General features: G+C 45.3%; 27 protein-coding genes. 24 read left to right on the top strand and 3 right to left on the bottom strand.

The annotated features are described in order from the left end of the window. The first annotated feature begins 33 nt into the window (after positions 1 to 33). The 4 genes from MKZ09_RS31935 to MKZ09_RS31920 all read left to right on the top strand — a co-directional run bounded on the left by MKZ09_RS31935 (position 34) and on the right by MKZ09_RS31920 (position 3,727). Positions 34 to 1,194 (top strand): sensor histidine kinase, encoded by a 1,161-nt coding sequence (locus MKZ09_RS31935; protein ID WP_036681511.1) that lies wholly within the window; start codon positions 34 to 36, stop codon positions 1,192 to 1,194. Between the two features lie 4 nt (positions 1,195 to 1,198). Further along, complete coding sequence (locus tag MKZ09_RS31930) at positions 1,199 to 1,921, top strand: response regulator transcription factor (protein WP_036681509.1); 723 nt, start codon at positions 1,199 to 1,201, stop codon at positions 1,919 to 1,921. Positions 1,922 to 2,056: 135 nt separating this feature from the next. Further along, entirely contained in the window at positions 2,057 to 2,500 is a 444-nt protein-coding gene (locus MKZ09_RS31925) for a glycosyltransferase family A protein (RefSeq protein ID WP_076123908.1), read from the top strand. Between the two features lie 138 nt (positions 2,501 to 2,638). After that, entirely contained in the window at positions 2,639 to 3,727 is a 1,089-nt protein-coding gene (locus tag MKZ09_RS31920) for a hypothetical protein (RefSeq protein ID WP_076201888.1), read from the top strand. A 53-nt stretch (positions 3,728 to 3,780) separates the two neighbouring features. On the opposite strand, the gene MKZ09_RS31915 is transcribed toward MKZ09_RS31920, so the two are convergent. From MKZ09_RS31915 to MKZ09_RS31905, 3 genes are read right to left on the bottom strand one after another with little or no spacing between them, the layout of a single operon-like run. Further along, positions 3,781 to 4,971 (bottom strand): site-specific integrase, encoded by a 1,191-nt coding sequence (locus tag MKZ09_RS31915; RefSeq protein ID WP_076201886.1) that lies wholly within the window; start codon positions 4,969 to 4,971, stop codon positions 3,781 to 3,783. 25 nt (positions 4,972 to 4,996) lie between these two features. Next, positions 4,997 to 5,401 (bottom strand): ImmA/IrrE family metallo-endopeptidase, encoded by a 405-nt coding sequence (locus MKZ09_RS31910; RefSeq protein ID WP_076201884.1) that lies wholly within the window; start codon positions 5,399 to 5,401, stop codon positions 4,997 to 4,999. A gap of 19 nt (positions 5,402 to 5,420) precedes the next feature. After that, positions 5,421 to 5,825, bottom strand: a complete 405-nt coding sequence (locus MKZ09_RS31905) for a helix-turn-helix transcriptional regulator (protein ID WP_076201881.1) — start codon at positions 5,823 to 5,825, stop codon at positions 5,421 to 5,423. 164 nt (positions 5,826 to 5,989) lie between these two features. On the opposite strand from MKZ09_RS31905, the gene MKZ09_RS31900 reads away from it, so the two are divergent. The 20 genes from MKZ09_RS31900 (at position 5,990) to MKZ09_RS31805 (ending at position 16,173) form a co-directional block, all read left to right on the top strand. Next, a complete protein-coding gene (locus tag MKZ09_RS31900) occupies positions 5,990 to 6,223 on the top strand; it encodes a helix-turn-helix transcriptional regulator (protein ID WP_248548975.1) in 234 nt (77 codons plus the stop codon). A 2-nt stretch (positions 6,224 to 6,225) separates the two neighbouring features. Next, positions 6,226 to 6,366 (top strand): hypothetical protein, encoded by a 141-nt coding sequence (locus MKZ09_RS31895; RefSeq protein WP_179089513.1) that lies wholly within the window; start codon positions 6,226 to 6,228, stop codon positions 6,364 to 6,366. Further along, a complete protein-coding gene (locus MKZ09_RS31890; RefSeq protein ID WP_076201879.1) occupies positions 6,335 to 6,580 on the top strand; it encodes a helix-turn-helix domain-containing protein in 246 nt (81 codons plus the stop codon). Before MKZ09_RS31895 ends, MKZ09_RS31890 begins: the two co-directional genes overlap by 32 nt. Positions 6,581 to 6,644: 64 nt before the next feature. After that, complete coding sequence (locus MKZ09_RS31885) at positions 6,645 to 6,929, top strand: hypothetical protein (protein ID WP_341041724.1); 285 nt, start codon at positions 6,645 to 6,647, stop codon at positions 6,927 to 6,929. Further along, positions 6,886 to 7,107: a hypothetical protein gene (locus tag MKZ09_RS31880; protein WP_248548978.1), complete on the top strand. Its 222-nt coding sequence runs from the start codon at positions 6,886 to 6,888 to the stop codon at positions 7,105 to 7,107. Before MKZ09_RS31885 ends, MKZ09_RS31880 begins: the two co-directional genes overlap by 44 nt. Further along, positions 7,104 to 7,508 carry a hypothetical protein gene (locus MKZ09_RS31875; protein ID WP_076208806.1) on the top strand — a complete coding sequence of 135 codons (405 nt, stop codon included), beginning with the start codon at positions 7,104 to 7,106 and terminating at the stop codon, positions 7,506 to 7,508. Before MKZ09_RS31880 ends, MKZ09_RS31875 begins: the two co-directional genes overlap by 4 nt. Next, a complete protein-coding gene (locus MKZ09_RS31870; protein ID WP_248548979.1) occupies positions 7,474 to 7,884 on the top strand; it encodes a hypothetical protein in 411 nt (136 codons plus the stop codon). Before MKZ09_RS31875 ends, MKZ09_RS31870 begins: the two co-directional genes overlap by 35 nt. Before the next feature lie 117 nt (positions 7,885 to 8,001). Then, positions 8,002 to 9,168: a hypothetical protein gene (locus tag MKZ09_RS31865; RefSeq protein ID WP_341041723.1), complete on the top strand. Its 1,167-nt coding sequence runs from the start codon at positions 8,002 to 8,004 to the stop codon at positions 9,166 to 9,168. Positions 9,169 to 9,449: 281 nt separating this feature from the next. Continuing rightward, positions 9,450 to 9,827: a Cas9 inhibitor AcrIIA9 family protein gene (locus MKZ09_RS31860; protein WP_248548981.1), complete on the top strand. Its 378-nt coding sequence runs from the start codon at positions 9,450 to 9,452 to the stop codon at positions 9,825 to 9,827. 14 nt (positions 9,828 to 9,841) lie between these two features. Beyond that, positions 9,842 to 11,377, top strand: a complete 1,536-nt coding sequence (locus tag MKZ09_RS31855; protein WP_076208774.1) for a PcfJ domain-containing protein — start codon at positions 9,842 to 9,844, stop codon at positions 11,375 to 11,377. After that, positions 11,374 to 12,375, top strand: coding sequence for a DUF3102 domain-containing protein (locus tag MKZ09_RS31850; protein WP_076208773.1), 1,002 nt, complete (start codon positions 11,374 to 11,376; stop codon positions 12,373 to 12,375). The genes MKZ09_RS31855 and MKZ09_RS31850 overlap by 4 nt, the downstream gene beginning before the upstream one ends. Before the next feature lie 300 nt (positions 12,376 to 12,675). Beyond that, a complete protein-coding gene (locus MKZ09_RS31845; protein ID WP_248548982.1) occupies positions 12,676 to 12,975 on the top strand; it encodes a hypothetical protein in 300 nt (99 codons plus the stop codon). 179 nt (positions 12,976 to 13,154) lie between these two features. Further along, on the top strand, positions 13,155 to 13,565 hold the full coding sequence (locus MKZ09_RS31840; protein ID WP_341041720.1) for a YopX family protein: 411 nt from the start codon (positions 13,155 to 13,157) through the stop codon (positions 13,563 to 13,565). Further along, positions 13,562 to 13,996, top strand: a complete 435-nt coding sequence (locus MKZ09_RS31835) for a hypothetical protein (protein ID WP_076208779.1) — start codon at positions 13,562 to 13,564, stop codon at positions 13,994 to 13,996. The genes MKZ09_RS31840 and MKZ09_RS31835 overlap by 4 nt, the downstream gene beginning before the upstream one ends. After that, the gene (locus tag MKZ09_RS31830; protein ID WP_076208780.1) at positions 13,980 to 14,309 is read left to right on the top strand and encodes a hypothetical protein; all 330 of its coding nucleotides are present in this window, start codon (positions 13,980 to 13,982) and stop codon (positions 14,307 to 14,309) included. The genes MKZ09_RS31835 and MKZ09_RS31830 overlap by 17 nt, the downstream gene beginning before the upstream one ends. Continuing rightward, positions 14,302 to 14,499 carry a hypothetical protein gene (locus MKZ09_RS31825; protein WP_076208781.1) on the top strand — a complete coding sequence of 66 codons (198 nt, stop codon included), beginning with the start codon at positions 14,302 to 14,304 and terminating at the stop codon, positions 14,497 to 14,499. Before MKZ09_RS31830 ends, MKZ09_RS31825 begins: the two co-directional genes overlap by 8 nt. Then, on the top strand, positions 14,489 to 14,854 hold the full coding sequence (locus MKZ09_RS31820) for a hypothetical protein (RefSeq protein WP_076208782.1): 366 nt from the start codon (positions 14,489 to 14,491) through the stop codon (positions 14,852 to 14,854). The genes MKZ09_RS31825 and MKZ09_RS31820 overlap by 11 nt, the downstream gene beginning before the upstream one ends. Then, positions 14,835 to 15,074 carry a hypothetical protein gene (locus MKZ09_RS31815; protein WP_076208783.1) on the top strand — a complete coding sequence of 80 codons (240 nt, stop codon included), beginning with the start codon at positions 14,835 to 14,837 and terminating at the stop codon, positions 15,072 to 15,074. The genes MKZ09_RS31820 and MKZ09_RS31815 overlap by 20 nt, the downstream gene beginning before the upstream one ends. A gap of 530 nt (positions 15,075 to 15,604) precedes the next feature. Beyond that, positions 15,605 to 15,967 (top strand): hypothetical protein, encoded by a 363-nt coding sequence (locus MKZ09_RS31810; protein WP_076208741.1) that lies wholly within the window; start codon positions 15,605 to 15,607, stop codon positions 15,965 to 15,967. A 5-nt stretch (positions 15,968 to 15,972) separates the two neighbouring features. Continuing rightward, complete coding sequence (locus MKZ09_RS31805) at positions 15,973 to 16,173, top strand: hypothetical protein (RefSeq protein WP_143767411.1); 201 nt, start codon at positions 15,973 to 15,975, stop codon at positions 16,171 to 16,173. The last annotated feature ends 10 nt before the right edge of the window (positions 16,174 to 16,183 follow it).

Below are 16,183 nucleotides of genomic sequence, written 5' to 3'. Positions count from 1 at the left end.
TAATACGATCCGATAGAAAAGGGGCAAGCATCCGTGGAATTTCAAGCCGATGCGATTGATCGCGTTATTAAAAATACCATCGACGTGATGGAGAGCAGCAAGTATCAGATTTTTGAAATATTGCAGGTTGCACGTGATGAACTTGCTGCACTCAACAAGGAACTGCAGCGGGTCATGGACGAAACGGATGAAACATTGAAAAAGGTAGACAAGCTGGAGCTACAGTATCACCGCTCCAGAATCCGGCTGACAGAGGTCAGCCGGGACTTTGTCCGCTACTCAGAGAAGGATATCCGTATTGCTTATGAGAAGGCTACGGAGCTTCAGCTCGAACTCATGATGACGCGTGAGCGAGAGGTCTATCTTCGAAGCAGACGTGATGAATTACAAATGCGAGTGCGCAGTGTCGAAAATTCTGTAGAGCGTGCAGAGTCAATTGGTTCGCAAATGAGCGTAGTGCTCGAATATTTGTCGGGAGAACTAGGCCAAGTGACGAGAATTGTCGAATCTGCGAAGAACAGACAGATGATCGGACTCAAAATTATCCTGGCTCAAGAAGAAGAACGGAAGAGAATTGCCCGGGAAATTCATGATGGTCCCGCTCAAATGCTGGCAAATCTAGTCCTTAGGACGGAAATTGTAGAAAGAATGCTGGTAAAGCAGGAATTTGGGCTGGTGCAGGACGAAGTAGTAGATTTAAAAGGGCAGGTACGTAACAGCCTGGAAGAAATGCGTAAGGTTATTTTTAATTTACGACCGATGGCTCTCGATGATTTGGGCTTAATTCCGACTTTGCGGAAATATGTGCATGATTTTGAAGAGAAGACGAAACTGCGGACGACTTTGGAAACCCGGGGACAGGAACACCGACTATCTTCAGCGATGGAGGCGGCGGTATACCGTCTGGTTCAGGAAGCATTGTCTAATGCAGCAAAACATGCCTACCCAAGCTTCGTATTGGTGGAGATTACATACCAAGCGCAGTTAATTAAGATTGTGATTAAAGATAACGGATTAGGCTTTAATGTACAAAAGTTAAAAAATCAGCAAGGTAATCGGGAAAGCTTCGGGCTAGTAGGTATGCGGGAACGTGTAGAACTGCTTGAAGGAAGAATGGAAATTGTATCAGCCGAGAATCAGGGGACAACAATCGTGATCCATATTCCGACGAATGTGGAGAAGGGGAAGGAGTAGTGTGATGGAGAACTTAAACTCTAGTAAAACGCCCATTAAGGTTCTTTTGGCGGATGATCATCAGCTTTTTCGTGAAGGGCTGAAACGCATTTTGAATATGGAGGAGGATATCGAGGTCATAGGGGAGTGCGGCGACGGTATTCAGGTATTAGAGTTTTGTAACGGGACTAAACCGGACATCGTATTAATGGACATCAATATGCCTGTTGAGAATGGTGTAGAAGCCACTCAAAAACTTCGGGAAATGTTCCCGGAGGTTAAGGTAATTATTTTATCCATTCATGATGATGAGAGTTATGTATTTGAGACCCTTCGTAAGGGCGCCAATGGTTATTTATTGAAGGATATGGAGGCCGAATCCCTTATTAATGCCATTCGTTCGGTCTGTGAAGGACATGCCTTTATCCATCCAAAGGTTACTGGAAAGCTTATCAATCAATTGCGGCGTATGACTTACCTTAACGAGACTGGCGTAACTACAGATACAGTGGTGAAGGAAGCTGGTGTTAAATTTATTGCTGGCGACAACAATCCTCTAACCCGTCGTGAAGCAGAAGTGCTTCGTCTAATGGCTGAAGGTAAGAGCAATAAAATGATCGGTGAATATTTATTCATTAGTGAAAAAACAGTTAAAAACCATGTTAGCAGTATTTTGCAAAAAATGGAAGTGGATGATCGGACTCAAGCCGTTATTAATTCGATTAAATATGGCTGGGTAACCTTGTAGAAGCTTCACAGTAATACGTTACATATAGGAAAGAAATTAAGTAGACACAGCTTGCTTCCCTGATGGGTGTTCTAGGCAGTCACCGACCTTTTAATGCCGGCATATAGTGTTGGTATACAGAGGAGGTGCATCTCCATGGTAGCCCAGTTGATATGGATTGCGGTTGTTTATGTATCCGCTGCAGTGATGATTCATATGTTGCATAACCGGCAGAAGGTGCGTAAAACACCGCAGTCCGGAAAATGGATTCATTATATTTTTATTACCCGCAATCATGAATCTGTTGTGGAATGGTACATTCGGGCACTGACATTTCAAGCTCTTCTAACCGGAAAACGATTGCGAGTAACGTTCATGGATGATGGTTCGAGCGATGGAACACTGGGGATAGTTTCCAAAATGGCCGCTAGCGGCTGCTCTATCGATCTTGCAACATCTATGTACTCTCTTCAGATGAGTGAAGAATTGCAGCATGAAGGAATTGTAGTAGACTTGCGGCTGTCAGGGCAGTCTGTATCGCTGCCTTTTATGGGGATGGCAGGAAGTAGGGGATGCGAATCAAAGCGCAACAGATCTTAAGTAAATATGTAAGTAACGGGTGAAGCACACTCTCCAAGAACTGGGGGAGTGTGCTTTTTGCGTTTGGGGAGACGGAGTCGTGAATTTGGGATCAAATCTGGAGTTGCTAAGTACAAGCGAGAGGTAGGAGGGATTATTATGCAAGTCGCTGTATATGCTGTGGAATGCAAGGGAAGCTGGAGGGTTGAAATTTCATTAGATCTTAGCGTGGATAGATGGTGGTGGTCTGTAGCTAGACCGGAGAAGAAAGCTGGGAGTTCCTTAGCGGCGAATAGTTTGGTTCTGCTTTCTTCTGCGTTGCCGCTAGGGTGGGCTGTGAAGCTCCGGGACAGCTTCAAACAAAGAAGCGTAATGAGCACCTGGGCGATTAAGGAGTGGGGGCAATATATTAATAGAATGCTCGAGGCTGAGTTGAGAGAGGAGAAAGAGGCAGGGGGACTGTGGGAGTCACAGTGGCTGAATGATGGAATATTCATATGGAAGCCTAATGAATCAAGTTTCGGAATAGAACAGGACAATAAGAAGAATGAAAGGTATGGCTGGAGTAAAAAAAAGAATTTTGATTCTGGATTTGAATCTGGATTACTAGAATCGGATTCAGAACAATTATTGCGGGCTGTGGCCGGGCGCTCTTTATTGGAGCCGGAAGTAGAAGCGCTGCTGGCAGAAGAATTGCCAGAGCTAGGGGGGGGCTGGCGCCAGGCGGCACAACTGGCGCATCTGCAGGGGCGGCTGTTGCTTACAGCCGCCGTAGGCAATGCAGCCCCGGCTGCGCACGGGGCGCGGGCCCGCCAGCTCCCTGCGGGTGCTGGCGTTATGGTGCGTGCGGCGGCTAAGCTGCCGCACGTATTGTGGCGCGGCGCTATCGCTCGCCGCAGGGTTTTGCGCTGCCTGCGTTGCGGCAGCGTGCCCACCGGCCGCACGGCATGCGCCGCGTGCGGGCTTATGGGCTGCGCCTATTGCGAGGCCTGCCTCGCGCTTGGGCGCAGCCGGGCTTGTGCGCTGCTGCTGCGCAGCGCAGCACTTCCGGCCGTGCGGTGCACGGCCGCCCTTGACCCCTCCGTGGCCGCAGGCCGGTGGGGGCTGAGCCCAGCGCAGGCGGGAGCCGCTGGCGCTGCGCTGGGTTTTCTGGCGGAGCCGCGCAAGCGCTCCGCAACTTCATGCCCAGAGCGGTTTCTGCTCTGGGCGGTAACGGGAGCGGGGAAGACGGAGATGATCTTCCCTTAGATGTAAAAAACATTGCTATATAAAGGTTTTTTTGAGTCAGAATGTGCTCATGCTCACATTTTGACCACGTTGCTCATGAGATTACTGAATTTCTGTGCTGCTCCTCTTCGCATTGTTTTTGTAACATGGAGGTAGATCAATCTTGTTGTCTTATCGTCCTTATGACCGAGTCTTTCCATAGTTTCCTCTAAAGTCGCCCCTGCTTCCGCTAAGAGCGTCGTATGAGTGTGACGTAATGAGTGGGGGGTAAACTCACTTCCGAGCTCTGTGAAGGATAATAGACGTTTCATACGAGCTTCTGGGTTTTTTTGAACATCAGGATATCCTGGGAATTTTGCCCCTAGATTAGGAAAAACAAAATCACCGTCATAATAGTATTTTTTTCGATATTTCATTTTATAAATATTTAAGAGCGCACGTTGGTTTTCAAAAATTTTTTTTAAGTAATCATCAAATTCAACGTTGCGAATGCTGGCTTTAGTTTTAGGAGGGACCAGCTCATACAAAACAGTATTATTACTCTCATTATGATATGTCTTTGTAATTGATATTGTCTTTTCTTCTAAATCAATGTCCTTCCATTTCAGAGATACAGCTTCGCCTATTCTTAACCCCGTATAAGCCAAGGCAGTAAATAGATAGAAATCCTTATCCATACCCTTTTCCTTAGCAATCTGTAAAAAATGTGCTAATTGATCCTTTTCCATGAACTTTGGCAATGCTTCACTGTTTTCTATTTCCGCTACAGTTATTTTTTTTCGAGGAACCTTTGCGTATCTTGTCGGGTCATTCTTTAACTCTCTCATCTCAACAGCCCACTGAAAGATCAATTTTGCTGTAATGTGAGTGCTAATAATTGTTTCATTGGCTAACCCCTTCTCCTTCAAATCAATTAATACTTTTTGATATTTTAATCGTGTGATTTTAGCGAGTGGAACTGATCCGAAGTAAGAGTTTAGTTTATTAATTCTTGTTCTTCTCACTTTCACACTACCAAGAGATACCTCACCAGTAGAGGCATAAAATTCTAACCATTTTCCTGCATAGTCTTGAAAGTTAAGCTTAGTTTCTTTAGTGTAGATACCGTCGGCCACATCATTCTCAATTCTCCCTGCCGCAAGTTCAGCCTCTTTTTTTGTTTGGAAGCCACCTTTTGTTTCCTGCTCTCTTTCATTGGTTATAGGATTACGGCCAACATCCACGGTATAAGACCATGTCTTACCCCGCTTACGTATATAAGCCATGAGGACATCTCCTTTAAAAAAATGATTAATAGAACTCATGAAACAATTCTGGAATACCACACCGATTTAAAAATTGATAACTAGTCTCCCATATCTCAGGACCCTCTTTACCGATCAGTAGGCTTACAGCAAAAGAATGAGCTTCTCTTTCTATTTTGTCCACTGAGTATAGTGTGTTCTTCCGTAAAAAAGGTGTATTAATGCCCGGATGCAAAAAATGATGTCCTAACTCATGACTAACTGCAAATAAAATTAAAGAATCATCTAATCGCTCGTTAATGTGAATTTGAGGTATGCGGGAAAGCTTCACATAGTATCCCCATATATTGTTTCCTAGGTCTTCATAATAAATTTTAATCCCAAGTAAAGCAGCAATTTTCAAGGGATTATTAGTTCCATGAATTTTAATGATCTTCTGGACAATGTCCATTAAGAATACCTCCGAAGATTCAGCGATGTTTTTTTGGAGTGAACTTATTTTTAGCCATTTGTCGAGAAGTGCGCAAAGCATTCTCAAGGGATATTTTAAGAAGTTGCCTATCTTCCTCATCCATAGGTTCACCCATAAATGCGAGAGAAGTGTCACCCTCTAGTTCGGCCATCATGTTCTCAAGTTTTGTAGCAATATCCTTTTCTTCTTTGGCTGTAAGACCCTCCATATCGCTATCAGAGAATATTTTATCTATATCAACTTGATAGACTTGTGCTAGTTTTTTAATCGTTTCAAGCCCTGGCTTTCTGTTCTCGTTTTCATAATGAGAGTAGGTTTGTTTGCTGATGCCCAATTTTTTAGCTACTTCTTCTTGGGTCCATCCTTCAATTTTCCTTAGATCACGCAACTTTTGACCGTACAAATTAATTCCTCCCATGTAGTACTAATTACATACATAATATTTGTAAATCATAAATATGTCAACATATAAGCGACAAAACGAATAAAAAAATAGTAATATACGGGTTGACATCGCCTATATGTTGTTTTATTGTTAAGTCAACGCTTAGGCGACAAGGGAAAGAGGTGATAACGCTGAAGAATAATATTATTGCTATCAAACGTAAGAAATTAGATAAGACGCAAGAGGTTATGGCAAAAGACTTGAATATATCAAGGCAGCATTATAATGCTGTAGAGAATTTTAAGAAATCTCCATCCGTTGAATTGGCGAAAGATGTAGCACAAAGGCTTGATTTAAATTGGACCATTTTTTTTGATAATCAAGTCAACATACAGGCGACTAAGAAAGGGGAATAACCTTGACAGTTAGCGAAAAACAGAAAATGAAAGAGGCATTATTCCGGGAAATTATTAAGGACCTTATGAAAAGTGAAGTGCGCATGAATGTTTCAAAAGGAGGTGGTCAGGATGCCGAAGCGTCAAAAGATATTACTTGTTGAAGATTTGCCAGATGTTTGTACTCCGCAAATATGCGCCGATTTTTTGGGCGTATCAAGAAATAGAATATATGAACTTTGTCAGTTATCCCCGGAAGTGAATGGTATTCCGAGCTACACCATCGGTGGTAGCAGGAAAATTGATAAATCCGACTTACTTCTTTGGAAAGAAGCCCAACGGAGATTTGCTTTACAAAAATTTGAACTAGCTCGGTAACAGCATAGTCATATTATCAATTTTTATACAAGGCTAAATAACTAAAGTATGGGAGATAGACACATTGAAAATGACAATCAATATAATGCGAAATGTATGTGGATTATATCTGACTCTTCGTGATCAGGCAGAGGCTGAGGGGTTAACAAAAGCAGCTGAAAACGCCACTAAGGGATATCGTTTCTATCGCGAATTACTTAATCAAGCATACGAAAAACGGCCGTCCGGGGTAGGAGCCGGACAGCCGTCACTTAGTTGGAAAATAACAATTAAGTCTAGATTACCACTGCCGGGAGGTGTTGGCAATGGCAAAGAGAGTGCGATCTGTGGAGCGGACGGAACTTCGTAAGAAGCTTCGCGATCTTTATCTCGATCAATCAGCTTATCTTTTGAATCACAGTAAACCATCTACGGCAATTAATTTTAAGATCGACAAAGCAAAAGCGGCACTGGCCAAGGTGGACCGTAGATCTATTCATAAAGATACTCCACAGCGTCCAAGGGTTGGGAAAGCGAGGAAGCTATGAAGGATGAAGAATTAGACTGGCACATCGAACAAAGCAATAAACTGCGGGATCAGGCGAAGGAATACGACGAAGACGCACCAGGTGCAATGGTTGAGATCGTTCGCCTCTTAACGGCAGCTTATGATCTTATGGGTCGGATCTCCGCACAGATGGACGGAGACTATGAAAAAGTCTATACCCTACGTCAGAACACATTCACGTTAGCCAAATCTCAGGCAAAGAAGGGCGATAAGATTCTGACTGCTGAACTGGCCACAATGGAGCTTCGTAATCTTGAGGCTGAAGCCTATGAACAGAAAATGTTCTGGCGTAATGAAAGGGAATCCGTAAAAGAAAAAATATACGAACTTAGAATGCGTGTCCGAATTGATATGCAAACAGGAGGTATGGCTAATGGGTAGCTTTGATTTTCGCCCGGTTCCCAAACCGGAACATAAGCGTGCTAAGCGTAAGCAGGGCCAGGAGACGGCCATTACAGCTAAAGTTGATAAAGAGATCTACCGACGGTCCAGCGAGGAAGGATATACGGTTTGTGAACATTGCGGCTGCAGCGTACCGAGATTTCGGTTTGAGAGGTGCCACATGCTCAATGCTTCCCAATACGGCACAGGCCGGGCTCCCTGGAACGTGGTTATCTTGTGTGGTCCCCGTAATGATAACGGCAGCTGCCATCATTGGGCAGATGAAACCATTGAAGGGCGAGACTGGAAGGCGCGGAAGCAGGCAGAGCTTTACCTTTACTACACGGCTGGAGAAGGTCAGCAATATTGGAAATAAGGGCATGCATTGTGTCCGGCGGACGTCCTACGGACATCCATCGGATAACAACTGGACAACGCGCGGACGTCCGTTGTCTGTCCATGTATGGTCCGTGCAGGAGGCGGTGAACACCAATTGAAAGAGTCAGTAGAGGCATCAAGACTATGGATTAAAAGCTATCAGGCTACTGATCGAGACCCTATTACGAACCGATTTTGTAGGGCGACGGGTCTTGATACTCCATCAGCTGTGGGCACCTTGCACATGCTTTGGTGGTGGGTTTTGGATTGGGCACAGGATGGCGATATTAGCAAGTTTAACGCAATCGACATAGCAGATGCAGTTAAATTCCAGGGTGATCCAAATGTGCTCTTTAAGGCGCTAATTGATGCTGGGTATGTCGTTCAAACCCAGACGGGGCATGAGATTGCTAACTGGTACAAAATCGGTGGACAAATTATTGAGTCCAAGAAAAAGGATGCTGACCGTAAGGCTGATGCCCGGGAAAAGAAACGACTAAAGAAGGAAGGTCTTTCGGATGTCCAAGGGACGTCCACCGGACATCCACCGGACAGTTCAGGGAAATCCAAAGGAGTTCCATCAGAAGTCCACTCTATAGATAAAGAATTAGATTTAGATAAAGAACTAGATATAAATAAAGATTTAAAGATAAACGGTGATGCAGATCCAAATAAAAAATCAGATCAAGAGCCAAATCAAAATACAGAAACGAAGTCTAAACAGACCGCCAACGAATCGAAAGCGACGGACGAGGCGCCTACAAGCGGGAAAAATGGTTCAAAAGGGCGGCAAAAACCTGTCTACGAACCGGACAGCCCGTACATGAAAATGGCCGTGTACTTCAAAAGTAAGCTTGACGAGCTGGCAAAAGTTTTAGAAGTGGATAATCTGGCACCGAAAGCGAACATGCAGACTTGGGCGGACGATTTCCGGAAGTTGGTAGAGCTGGACAAGCAATCTGACAAGCGTCTGATTATGGATGTAATGGACTGGCTGCCAAAACATGATTTTTGGCGCAAAAATGTGTTAAGTGCAAGTACGTTTCGGGATAAATGGACGACGTTGCTTGTTGAAATGCGCTCTGGTAAAACTTCAACGTCCAATAAGGGTTCCGGCGGCGGGGGCCGAGGTTACGGTAATCAAAAACAAGAGATCCCAATTTCACAGGATGATGGGACAGCTGGAATGCCTACAACATCGGAATTTGATGCCATGATGAAGAAGGCAGCGGACCTGAAGGCTTCAAAACTTCAGGAAAGGGAGGCATTCAATAACCGATGAGCTACCTTTCACGCGCTCCTGGTATGCACCGCTGCATCTGTGGCTGGGAAGGTAAGCCCCAGCGGGATAAGAAGGCTAAAAACCCCGTTGATAAATGTCCGCAATGTTCCAAGAAAACTGTACTTATACCTTTACGGGAGATACCCGGATTCTGCTTCTGTTGTGCTTCCACAAACGGGAAGTTGCAAATTATAGATCATACGATGGTTCGCGAATGCCGCATATGTGGCGCAAAACTCAATTTACACACGCTAAAGCCGTGGATATGGGAGGTCAAAGGGATGGAACAAGCAGTAAATAAGCTTAGAACGGAAATGGAAGCGTCGAAGAACCCCTATGTGAAAGTGGTTGGAGAACATCTGCTCAAGGTGTTGGAGATCAATCCTGCTGCAGCTGAGAAGGTGCTTGCTGAAGGTAAGACCATTGCGGGAGCGTTAACTGCAATGAAAACTGAAGCTTCCAAGAACAAATTTGATGGCATGGCAATGCTGACAGATGAAGAAGGTTATGCCATTGCGTTGGAGTATTTCGGATTTACCGGAACGATTCCCGCTCCTGCAGTAGCACCAGCTCAGGCAGCTCCTGTGCCGCCACCCGCTCCGGTTACCCCACCGCCAACGCTTGGCATTTCTGTTGATGATCTGTTTGGCGATCTGTAAAGGGGGAGCGGGATATGGAATATAAGGAGTTCAAAGCACATTTTCCTGTCAAACACAGCCAGGAGCTTGAAAATTATGTTCTGAACACTGTAATGCTTGACAGCAGATATCTGTTCTTTAACCAGCGGAGAGGCATCCAGATGGCATATTGCACTCATTGCCAAAAGAACCACGTTCCCGAGGTGAAATTGAAACACAAGCAGATTAGCGGGGCTACTTGCCCACATTGCCAGTCTCTCTGCGGTGTGCGGGCATCATGGATCAGCAGAAAGTACATGCATGATAAGGGAGTTTTCGTTTGGTATGAGAAATCTGTTTTAGATCCGCAGGCAATCACCGCACAAGTAATTCATGTTTACTGGAAATATAGTGAGGACTTCAAGAATGTGCAAAGGGGCATACATTGTTCAGATGAATACTTGTTTTCTGCGGGTTCAAGTGCATATTTCAGCTATCGGGAACAGCAGAAGACCACATACAGCGCTTTTGACCGTCATTTCGGAGGTTGGTCCCGCTGGCAACGGTTTATGTCCTCAGAGAACATTACCAAGGCGGTAGCAAATACGCCTTTCCAGTATTCAACGTGGGAACGGTATACGAGATATCAGAATCAAGATTACACCTCGGATATGACGGAATTTTTCGATCTCGCAGCACGATATCCATGTGTGGAGTATCTGACTAAGACTGGATTCAGTTCTTTCGTATGGGCGAAGCTCTACAAAAATCATACATGGGGAGCTATCAACTGGCGGGGGAATTCTTTATCAAAGGTTCTGCGATTATCAAAATCAGAGCTAAAAGAGGTTAAGCAGCTCGGTGTAGAGATTACACCTCACCAACTCCGGTTTTACCAGACATCACGTAAAGCTGGAGGGAAGCTTTCTATCAGCGATGCCGTTGTACTCGCTGGTGTCGCTGAAGGCTACTATGAGGGCATATTCAGCTCCTTTGTGAAAATAGCCAGTGAAGAAGCGGTAATGAAATACATCCTTAAACAAATTCGCAATGGACACTACAAGACTGTAACTTCAATGGTCAGCGATTGGCGGGATTATCGGAACGAATGTGAGCAGCTGCGGATAGATATCACTGTGGAGCGGTATTTATTCCCGAACAACCTCCGTGTCGCTCATATGAACACATCTAAAAAGATCAAATTCAAAAATGATCCTAAAATCGAACTGAAAATTAAAAAGCGATTGAAATCATTAAACGAGTTCCGTTTTGAGCAGGGTGACTTTATCCTTCGGCCAGCAACATCTGCAGAGGAATTGTTCGAGGAAGGTGCTCTTCTAGGCAATTGTATAGGCGGGTATTCTAAAAACTACGCCGATGGGGTGACGGACCTATTCTTGATTCGATTAGCTACAGAGCCGAATACTCCGTACTTTGCGATGGAAGTCAGCGGCGGCAAGGTGCGGCAATGCCGTGGATTCGGTAATTGTGAAGCTTCTCCAGAAGTTCGGAAATTTGTTGATGCTTTTGTTAAAGAGAAACTGTCTAAAAAAATGAAAAAATCAAAGAATCCACAGGGGGTAGCAGTATGAGTCAAGTAACCATGAGAACACCGGAAGTCATTGCCATTGAGATCAACAGTATTCGGGATCAGGCTCAACGTATTCTCCTTTCCGCCAGTGTAGAGATCGGCAGAAGGCTGACAGAAGCTAAGTCAATGCTTCCACATGGAGAGTGGGGCAATTGGCTTGCTGATTCGGTTGATTACAAGCAGAGCACAGCCAACAACCTCATGAACATTTTTGATAAATACGGTTCCGATCAGCTTAGCTTTTTTGGGGACAACACAAATTCCCAAGCGTTTGCGAATTTGACGTATACACAGGCAGTCGCCTTGCTCGGTGTTTCGGACGAGGAGCGGGAAACCTTCGTTATTGAAAATAATGTGTCTGAAATGACTACCCGGGAGCTACAGGCTGCAATCAAGGAAAAGCAGCAGGCAGAAAAGGAGCGAGAAGCTGCCGAAAAGGCCAAGGAGAAGGCGGAAAAAGCAGCCGATATGGAACGGAAAGCCAAGGAGAAGCTGGAGACCCAGCAGAAGGACCATGCTGCCATTGTGCAGCGCCTGCAGGAACAGCTGGACACCGCACAAGCCGCTTCCGCTTCCGGTGATGATGGAGCAGCTGCGGAAGCAGAGGCAGCAGCCGAACAGCTCAGGGCAAGCTTGTCTATATCGGACGAGCAACTGATTGAATCGCATAAGCGCATTAAGGAGCTGGAAGCAGAGATCAAGGCGAAGCCAGTAGAAGTGGCAACGGCAACCGAGACTATCTATGCTACACCGCCAGAAGTACAGGAGGAGCTGGATCAGCTGCGCAAGAAAGCCGCTTCCAACACCGTGGAGGATGTTGCCTTGTTTAAAGTACATGTAAAGACTGCAGGCGATGGATTTAACGCAGCTCTGAATGTGATCAACAGTATCAAGGTCAAGGATGCCGAAACAGCGGAAAAGTGCATCAATGTTCTGAAAGGGACACTTGATCGTATGCAAAAAATGCTTATTGCCGTAACACGGCCAGAACCTGAATAATGTTCTTTTTCTTTGATGTCAATGATCCCGAGATAAGCGCCATTGAAAACCTCTTAGGCGAGAGCATTCAGATAATGAGGCAATACCATTACTATCAAACACATGTAGGGCAGATAGCTCATTATTACGCTCTGACCGCTGATTCACTGTATGACTTATCCATTGCTGAGGATTCGAATTATAGCCGTATATTTGCTCGTTATGATCGTTCCATCATGGAGAGGGACAACTACTTTCCGGGGGCAAGAAAGCCCCTTGAACGGATATTTGATAATTCGAAGTAGCAAGGGGGGAAATGTGATGTTCATATTCTTCTTTGGCCCACCCGCTCCACAGGTATCTAAAGTCAAATATCGGCCAGGCGTAGTTTGCCAGATCATCCGTAATGATAAGCGACATGAAATCATGCCGAAGCTTTATCCGGACAAGATAGGCCGGGAAGTAATGATTACGGAATCGGCAACCGATCCAGCCGGATGGGTATGGGGGTATGAGATTCAAATAGGCAGAAAGCCTACAAGTACTCAACCCTACCGTACAGACTGTCTTAAGCCATTGAGCTCAAAGCAGGCGGCACTGGTCCTGCGGCTTGCGAAGTAAAGGAGGAGGCCAATGTTCTTTTTCTTCCAAGAGGAGCGGCCACCATGTGAAATCATAGATTACAGAGTCATATATAACCGTTTGAAGGACAAGCCAGCGGGAAAATGGACGCGGGAGCTTCAACAGTTCTTCGTCCTCTACCTTTGGCGACAAAATGATCCTAGGGAGGTATAACCAGTATGAGCAGAGCCATTAAGTTTCGCGGTAAGTCGAAAGAAACAGGCCAATGGGTGTATGGAGGTCTGGTGAAGGTGAGTAGCGCTGGATCTTTGGCAATAGCCACTTTAGACAATAAAGGTCACCTTAAGCTACATGAAATTATCAAGGGGACTGAGGGGCAATACAGCGGCTTAAATGACCGGAACGACCGTGAGATCTATGAGAGAGATATATGCAACGCCGAAGAAATGCTATTTCCCCTTTCTGGTACTCGGACAGGAATTGTGAAGTTTTATGACGGTTCTTTTCTGCTTGAAAATATGGACGGCAAGGACGGAGATTACTTGTTTAGCGAAACAGCTGAAACTACGATCATCGGAAACATTCACGACAATCCGGAATTGCTCGGAGGAGAGGCGGCGAATGCATGAGCGAAGCAGGAAAAGTTTCCTTACCTAGCATGACACCAGAACGGATAGAAGAGCACGCAGAGTTCGTAGAAAAATTCGGAAAGTTGCCGGGACATATGGCATTGGAGCTGCTGGCTGCTCTAGAAGAGTCACAACAACGTATTGGGAAACTCGAACTGTATGTTAAGTCACTTGAATTTAACCGAGATGATACGCAAAAACGTGTTAATGAGAAGCTAAGAGAACGCGACACTAAGTTAGCAGAGGCACAGCAGACCATAGCCCAGCAACAGGAAGCATTGGAATTCTACGCTTTAGAGGATAACAATAACTGGTGGATTGGCGGTCTGGATGAAGTAATGCCGTCAGAAGTGATGAAAGATGGCGGAGCTAAGGCATGTGCAGCCCTAGGAAATAAGGAAGGAGACCCAAACAATGCGGACACTGTTTGAAATTGTGGAAGACGCTAAGGATGGTAAAAGTCCTGAGAATAATGAACTCCTTTACGCTTTGTTGGTGTACTGCTCCATGTTCAATATTGAGCATCGTCAGTTGCGGGAAGAATTGATGCGAGACCAACCACAGCCGCAATTTCTACGAGACATGAAATTAAAAAGCATGTTCGATATGTTTAACACCGCTCTTGAAAAGTCGCCTAAAGAGTACCTTGGTTGGAACAATGACCCGGCCAACCAAGATTATCTAAGGCAGCGGGTTGAAGGGAAAAAGCTGGTAGATAAGATTGTAGGCCAAAGTCATGAATAACTGGCATTTTGCAAATAAGGACAAGGCAGTAGAGCAGGCAGCTGGAGGACAGGGAGAGATAAAGTGTTCTCAGCTTACACCGGAGGAGCTAGCAGCATTTAGGCAGGCTAATCCTACTCTCTTAAATGCTAAGAAGCCAATTCCAATATTTGAATACAACAAGAGGAGGTCGCTGCACAATGAAGGTTAAGGAAGTTCAAGCTGCTTTAAAGGCAGGTGAGCGATTTTTCAAAGATTGGAAGTTGAAAGATCCGGTTGAAGTAATTGCCTGGGGGAACGCATGGGTTAGATATAAGTCGCCTATCATGGCCCACTGGATATCAACTAATATACGGACGTTTGCTATGGGCATAGATGGAGTATATAAGCAAGAAGGGGAGTGTTCTTCTGGGGGCGGTGATACAAATGGAGTTCTTCCCGGGGATAACTGTAGCGGACAAGGTAGCAACAAGAGATCTGCTGAAGGAGTATCCAAAGATGATCAGGAAAATCGGAGTTTACGAGCAAAAGGAGTCTTTAACAGAGTTGGAAGCGACAGAGTTTAAGGATTTTGCTCATAAGGTAAGAGAAATCAATAGAGCATTTGAGCTTATTGAAGACGATGAAGTAATGGCCATAATCAAGCATCGTTACGTAAATGCCCGTAAGCATAAGCTTACACTCCTGACGTATACCGCGACAACCAGCACAGCAACCATAAACCGACGAATTCGAGTTGGAGTGGCGACTATCGCAGATCATTTGAAGCTGGCAGGAATCATCTGAAAATATGATACTAAATTGATACTAAGTTGAGACTAATCTGATACAAAAACGGATTTACAGTAGGGACATAGGACGGCAATATCGTCCGGGTGTCCCTGCTGCCCCTTATCGCTGCAGGACTCGTCAGAGCTGAATCGGTGATGATGCCCGTTGCAATAGCAGCAGATACCATAGGGGCGGAACTGTAAGCACAAGTAGCCAGTAGCAGTTATAGCGGCGGCCTGATGCGGGGGAAGAGAGTTTAATATCACTCTCAACGCGCTCCGCCCGGGCGCGTTATGAGCATAGGGGATATGTTACGGCAAATGCTGGACGTCACCATGCAAATACGGGCATTACATTATGAATTGAGTAAGGCGCTGCAAAGAGAGTAACAATCCACCCAAGCCGTGTGAGAGTCGCGGTTAGCAGCCCTTTACTGAGCGCATAATGCTCAGGGATAATCCCAAGCGTTTGGGAATTTAATATGCAGAAGCGGGTCGCTGAAAAGCGGCTCTTTTTATTTTCATCAATAAGAAAGGGTGATTCTGGTGGAGATAGCAGCAGAGCTTAAAGATCTTGAAATGACCTGTGAAGAAGTAGCGACCGCTCTCGCAAGACCGTATAGGCTCAACAAGAAGGAGCAGCGCTTGCTAGCTTATCTTCTGGATGATAGCAAAAGCAAAAACATCGGAGATATCTGTAGAGCGCTTAAGACCACAGCATGGACGCTGCTTGGTAAGACGAAGCCTGAGCTTGAACGGAAGATTGATGCGGTTGGTTCCGAAGCATGGAAACGAGATCTGGAAGCTGCGCTTAAATCCAGTTCAATATCTAAACGTGAAGTAAGTCAATGGGTACAGATGTTTTCGAAAGAAGAAAACATCTGCGTGAAGGGTGGGTGCAAACCATAGTAACGGTGACGAATCACAAGGAGTTCGAATTAACCATTGTGAAAACAGCATCGGTTGGCCGTACGGAAGTTTCTCAACCTATGAAGATAGACGGTGAACACGCGCGCGATGCGTGGTTGTATCAGATGCAGTTGAATGCGGTTAAGCGCGAGGTTGCTTCAGCCTTCAGAATCCCTGCGGATTTGCTAAAAACTAGTAAAAATTAGCTTTTGGGTC

Source organism: Paenibacillus sp. FSL R5-0908 (assembly GCF_038006245.1).
GTDB classification, from domain to species: Bacteria; Bacillota; Bacilli; order Paenibacillales; family Paenibacillaceae; genus Paenibacillus_AQ; species Paenibacillus_AQ odorifer.
This window is presented reverse-complemented; position numbering and strand designations above follow the sequence as displayed.

What these genes read in the sequence shown, in the direction of transcription:
- MKZ09_RS31930 (WP_036681509.1), top strand. Translation starts at nt 1,199, where the DNA reads ATGGAGAACTTAAACTCTAGTAAAACGCCCATTAAGGTTCTTTTGGCG.
- MKZ09_RS31925 (WP_076123908.1), top strand. Translation starts at nt 2,057, where the DNA reads ATGGTAGCCCAGTTGATATGGATTGCGGTTGTTTATGTATCCGCTGCA.
- MKZ09_RS31920 (WP_076201888.1), top strand. Translation starts at nt 2,639, where the DNA reads ATGCAAGTCGCTGTATATGCTGTGGAATGCAAGGGAAGCTGGAGGGTT.
- MKZ09_RS31915 (WP_076201886.1), bottom strand. Translation starts at nt 4,971, where the DNA reads ATGGCTTATATACGTAAGCGGGGTAAGACATGGTCTTATACCGTGGAT.
- MKZ09_RS31910 (WP_076201884.1), bottom strand. Translation starts at nt 5,401, where the DNA reads ATGGACATTGTCCAGAAGATCATTAAAATTCATGGAACTAATAATCCC.
- MKZ09_RS31890 (WP_076201879.1), top strand. Translation starts at nt 6,335, where the DNA reads ATGCCGAAGCGTCAAAAGATATTACTTGTTGAAGATTTGCCAGATGTT.
- MKZ09_RS31880 (WP_248548978.1), top strand. Translation starts at nt 6,886, where the DNA reads ATGGCAAAGAGAGTGCGATCTGTGGAGCGGACGGAACTTCGTAAGAAG.
- MKZ09_RS31875 (WP_076208806.1), top strand. Translation starts at nt 7,104, where the DNA reads ATGAAGGATGAAGAATTAGACTGGCACATCGAACAAAGCAATAAACTG.
- MKZ09_RS31860 (WP_248548981.1), top strand. Translation starts at nt 9,450, where the DNA reads ATGGAACAAGCAGTAAATAAGCTTAGAACGGAAATGGAAGCGTCGAAG.
- MKZ09_RS31855 (WP_076208774.1), top strand. Translation starts at nt 9,842, where the DNA reads ATGGAATATAAGGAGTTCAAAGCACATTTTCCTGTCAAACACAGCCAG.
- MKZ09_RS31850 (WP_076208773.1), top strand. Translation starts at nt 11,374, where the DNA reads ATGAGTCAAGTAACCATGAGAACACCGGAAGTCATTGCCATTGAGATC.
- MKZ09_RS31845 (WP_248548982.1), top strand. Translation starts at nt 12,676, where the DNA reads ATGTTCATATTCTTCTTTGGCCCACCCGCTCCACAGGTATCTAAAGTC.
- MKZ09_RS31840 (WP_341041720.1), top strand. Translation starts at nt 13,155, where the DNA reads ATGAGCAGAGCCATTAAGTTTCGCGGTAAGTCGAAAGAAACAGGCCAA.
- MKZ09_RS31835 (WP_076208779.1), top strand. Translation starts at nt 13,562, where the DNA reads ATGAGCGAAGCAGGAAAAGTTTCCTTACCTAGCATGACACCAGAACGG.
- MKZ09_RS31830 (WP_076208780.1), top strand. Translation starts at nt 13,980, where the DNA reads ATGCGGACACTGTTTGAAATTGTGGAAGACGCTAAGGATGGTAAAAGT.
- MKZ09_RS31825 (WP_076208781.1), top strand. Translation starts at nt 14,302, where the DNA reads ATGAATAACTGGCATTTTGCAAATAAGGACAAGGCAGTAGAGCAGGCA.
- MKZ09_RS31820 (WP_076208782.1), top strand. Translation starts at nt 14,489, where the DNA reads ATGAAGGTTAAGGAAGTTCAAGCTGCTTTAAAGGCAGGTGAGCGATTT.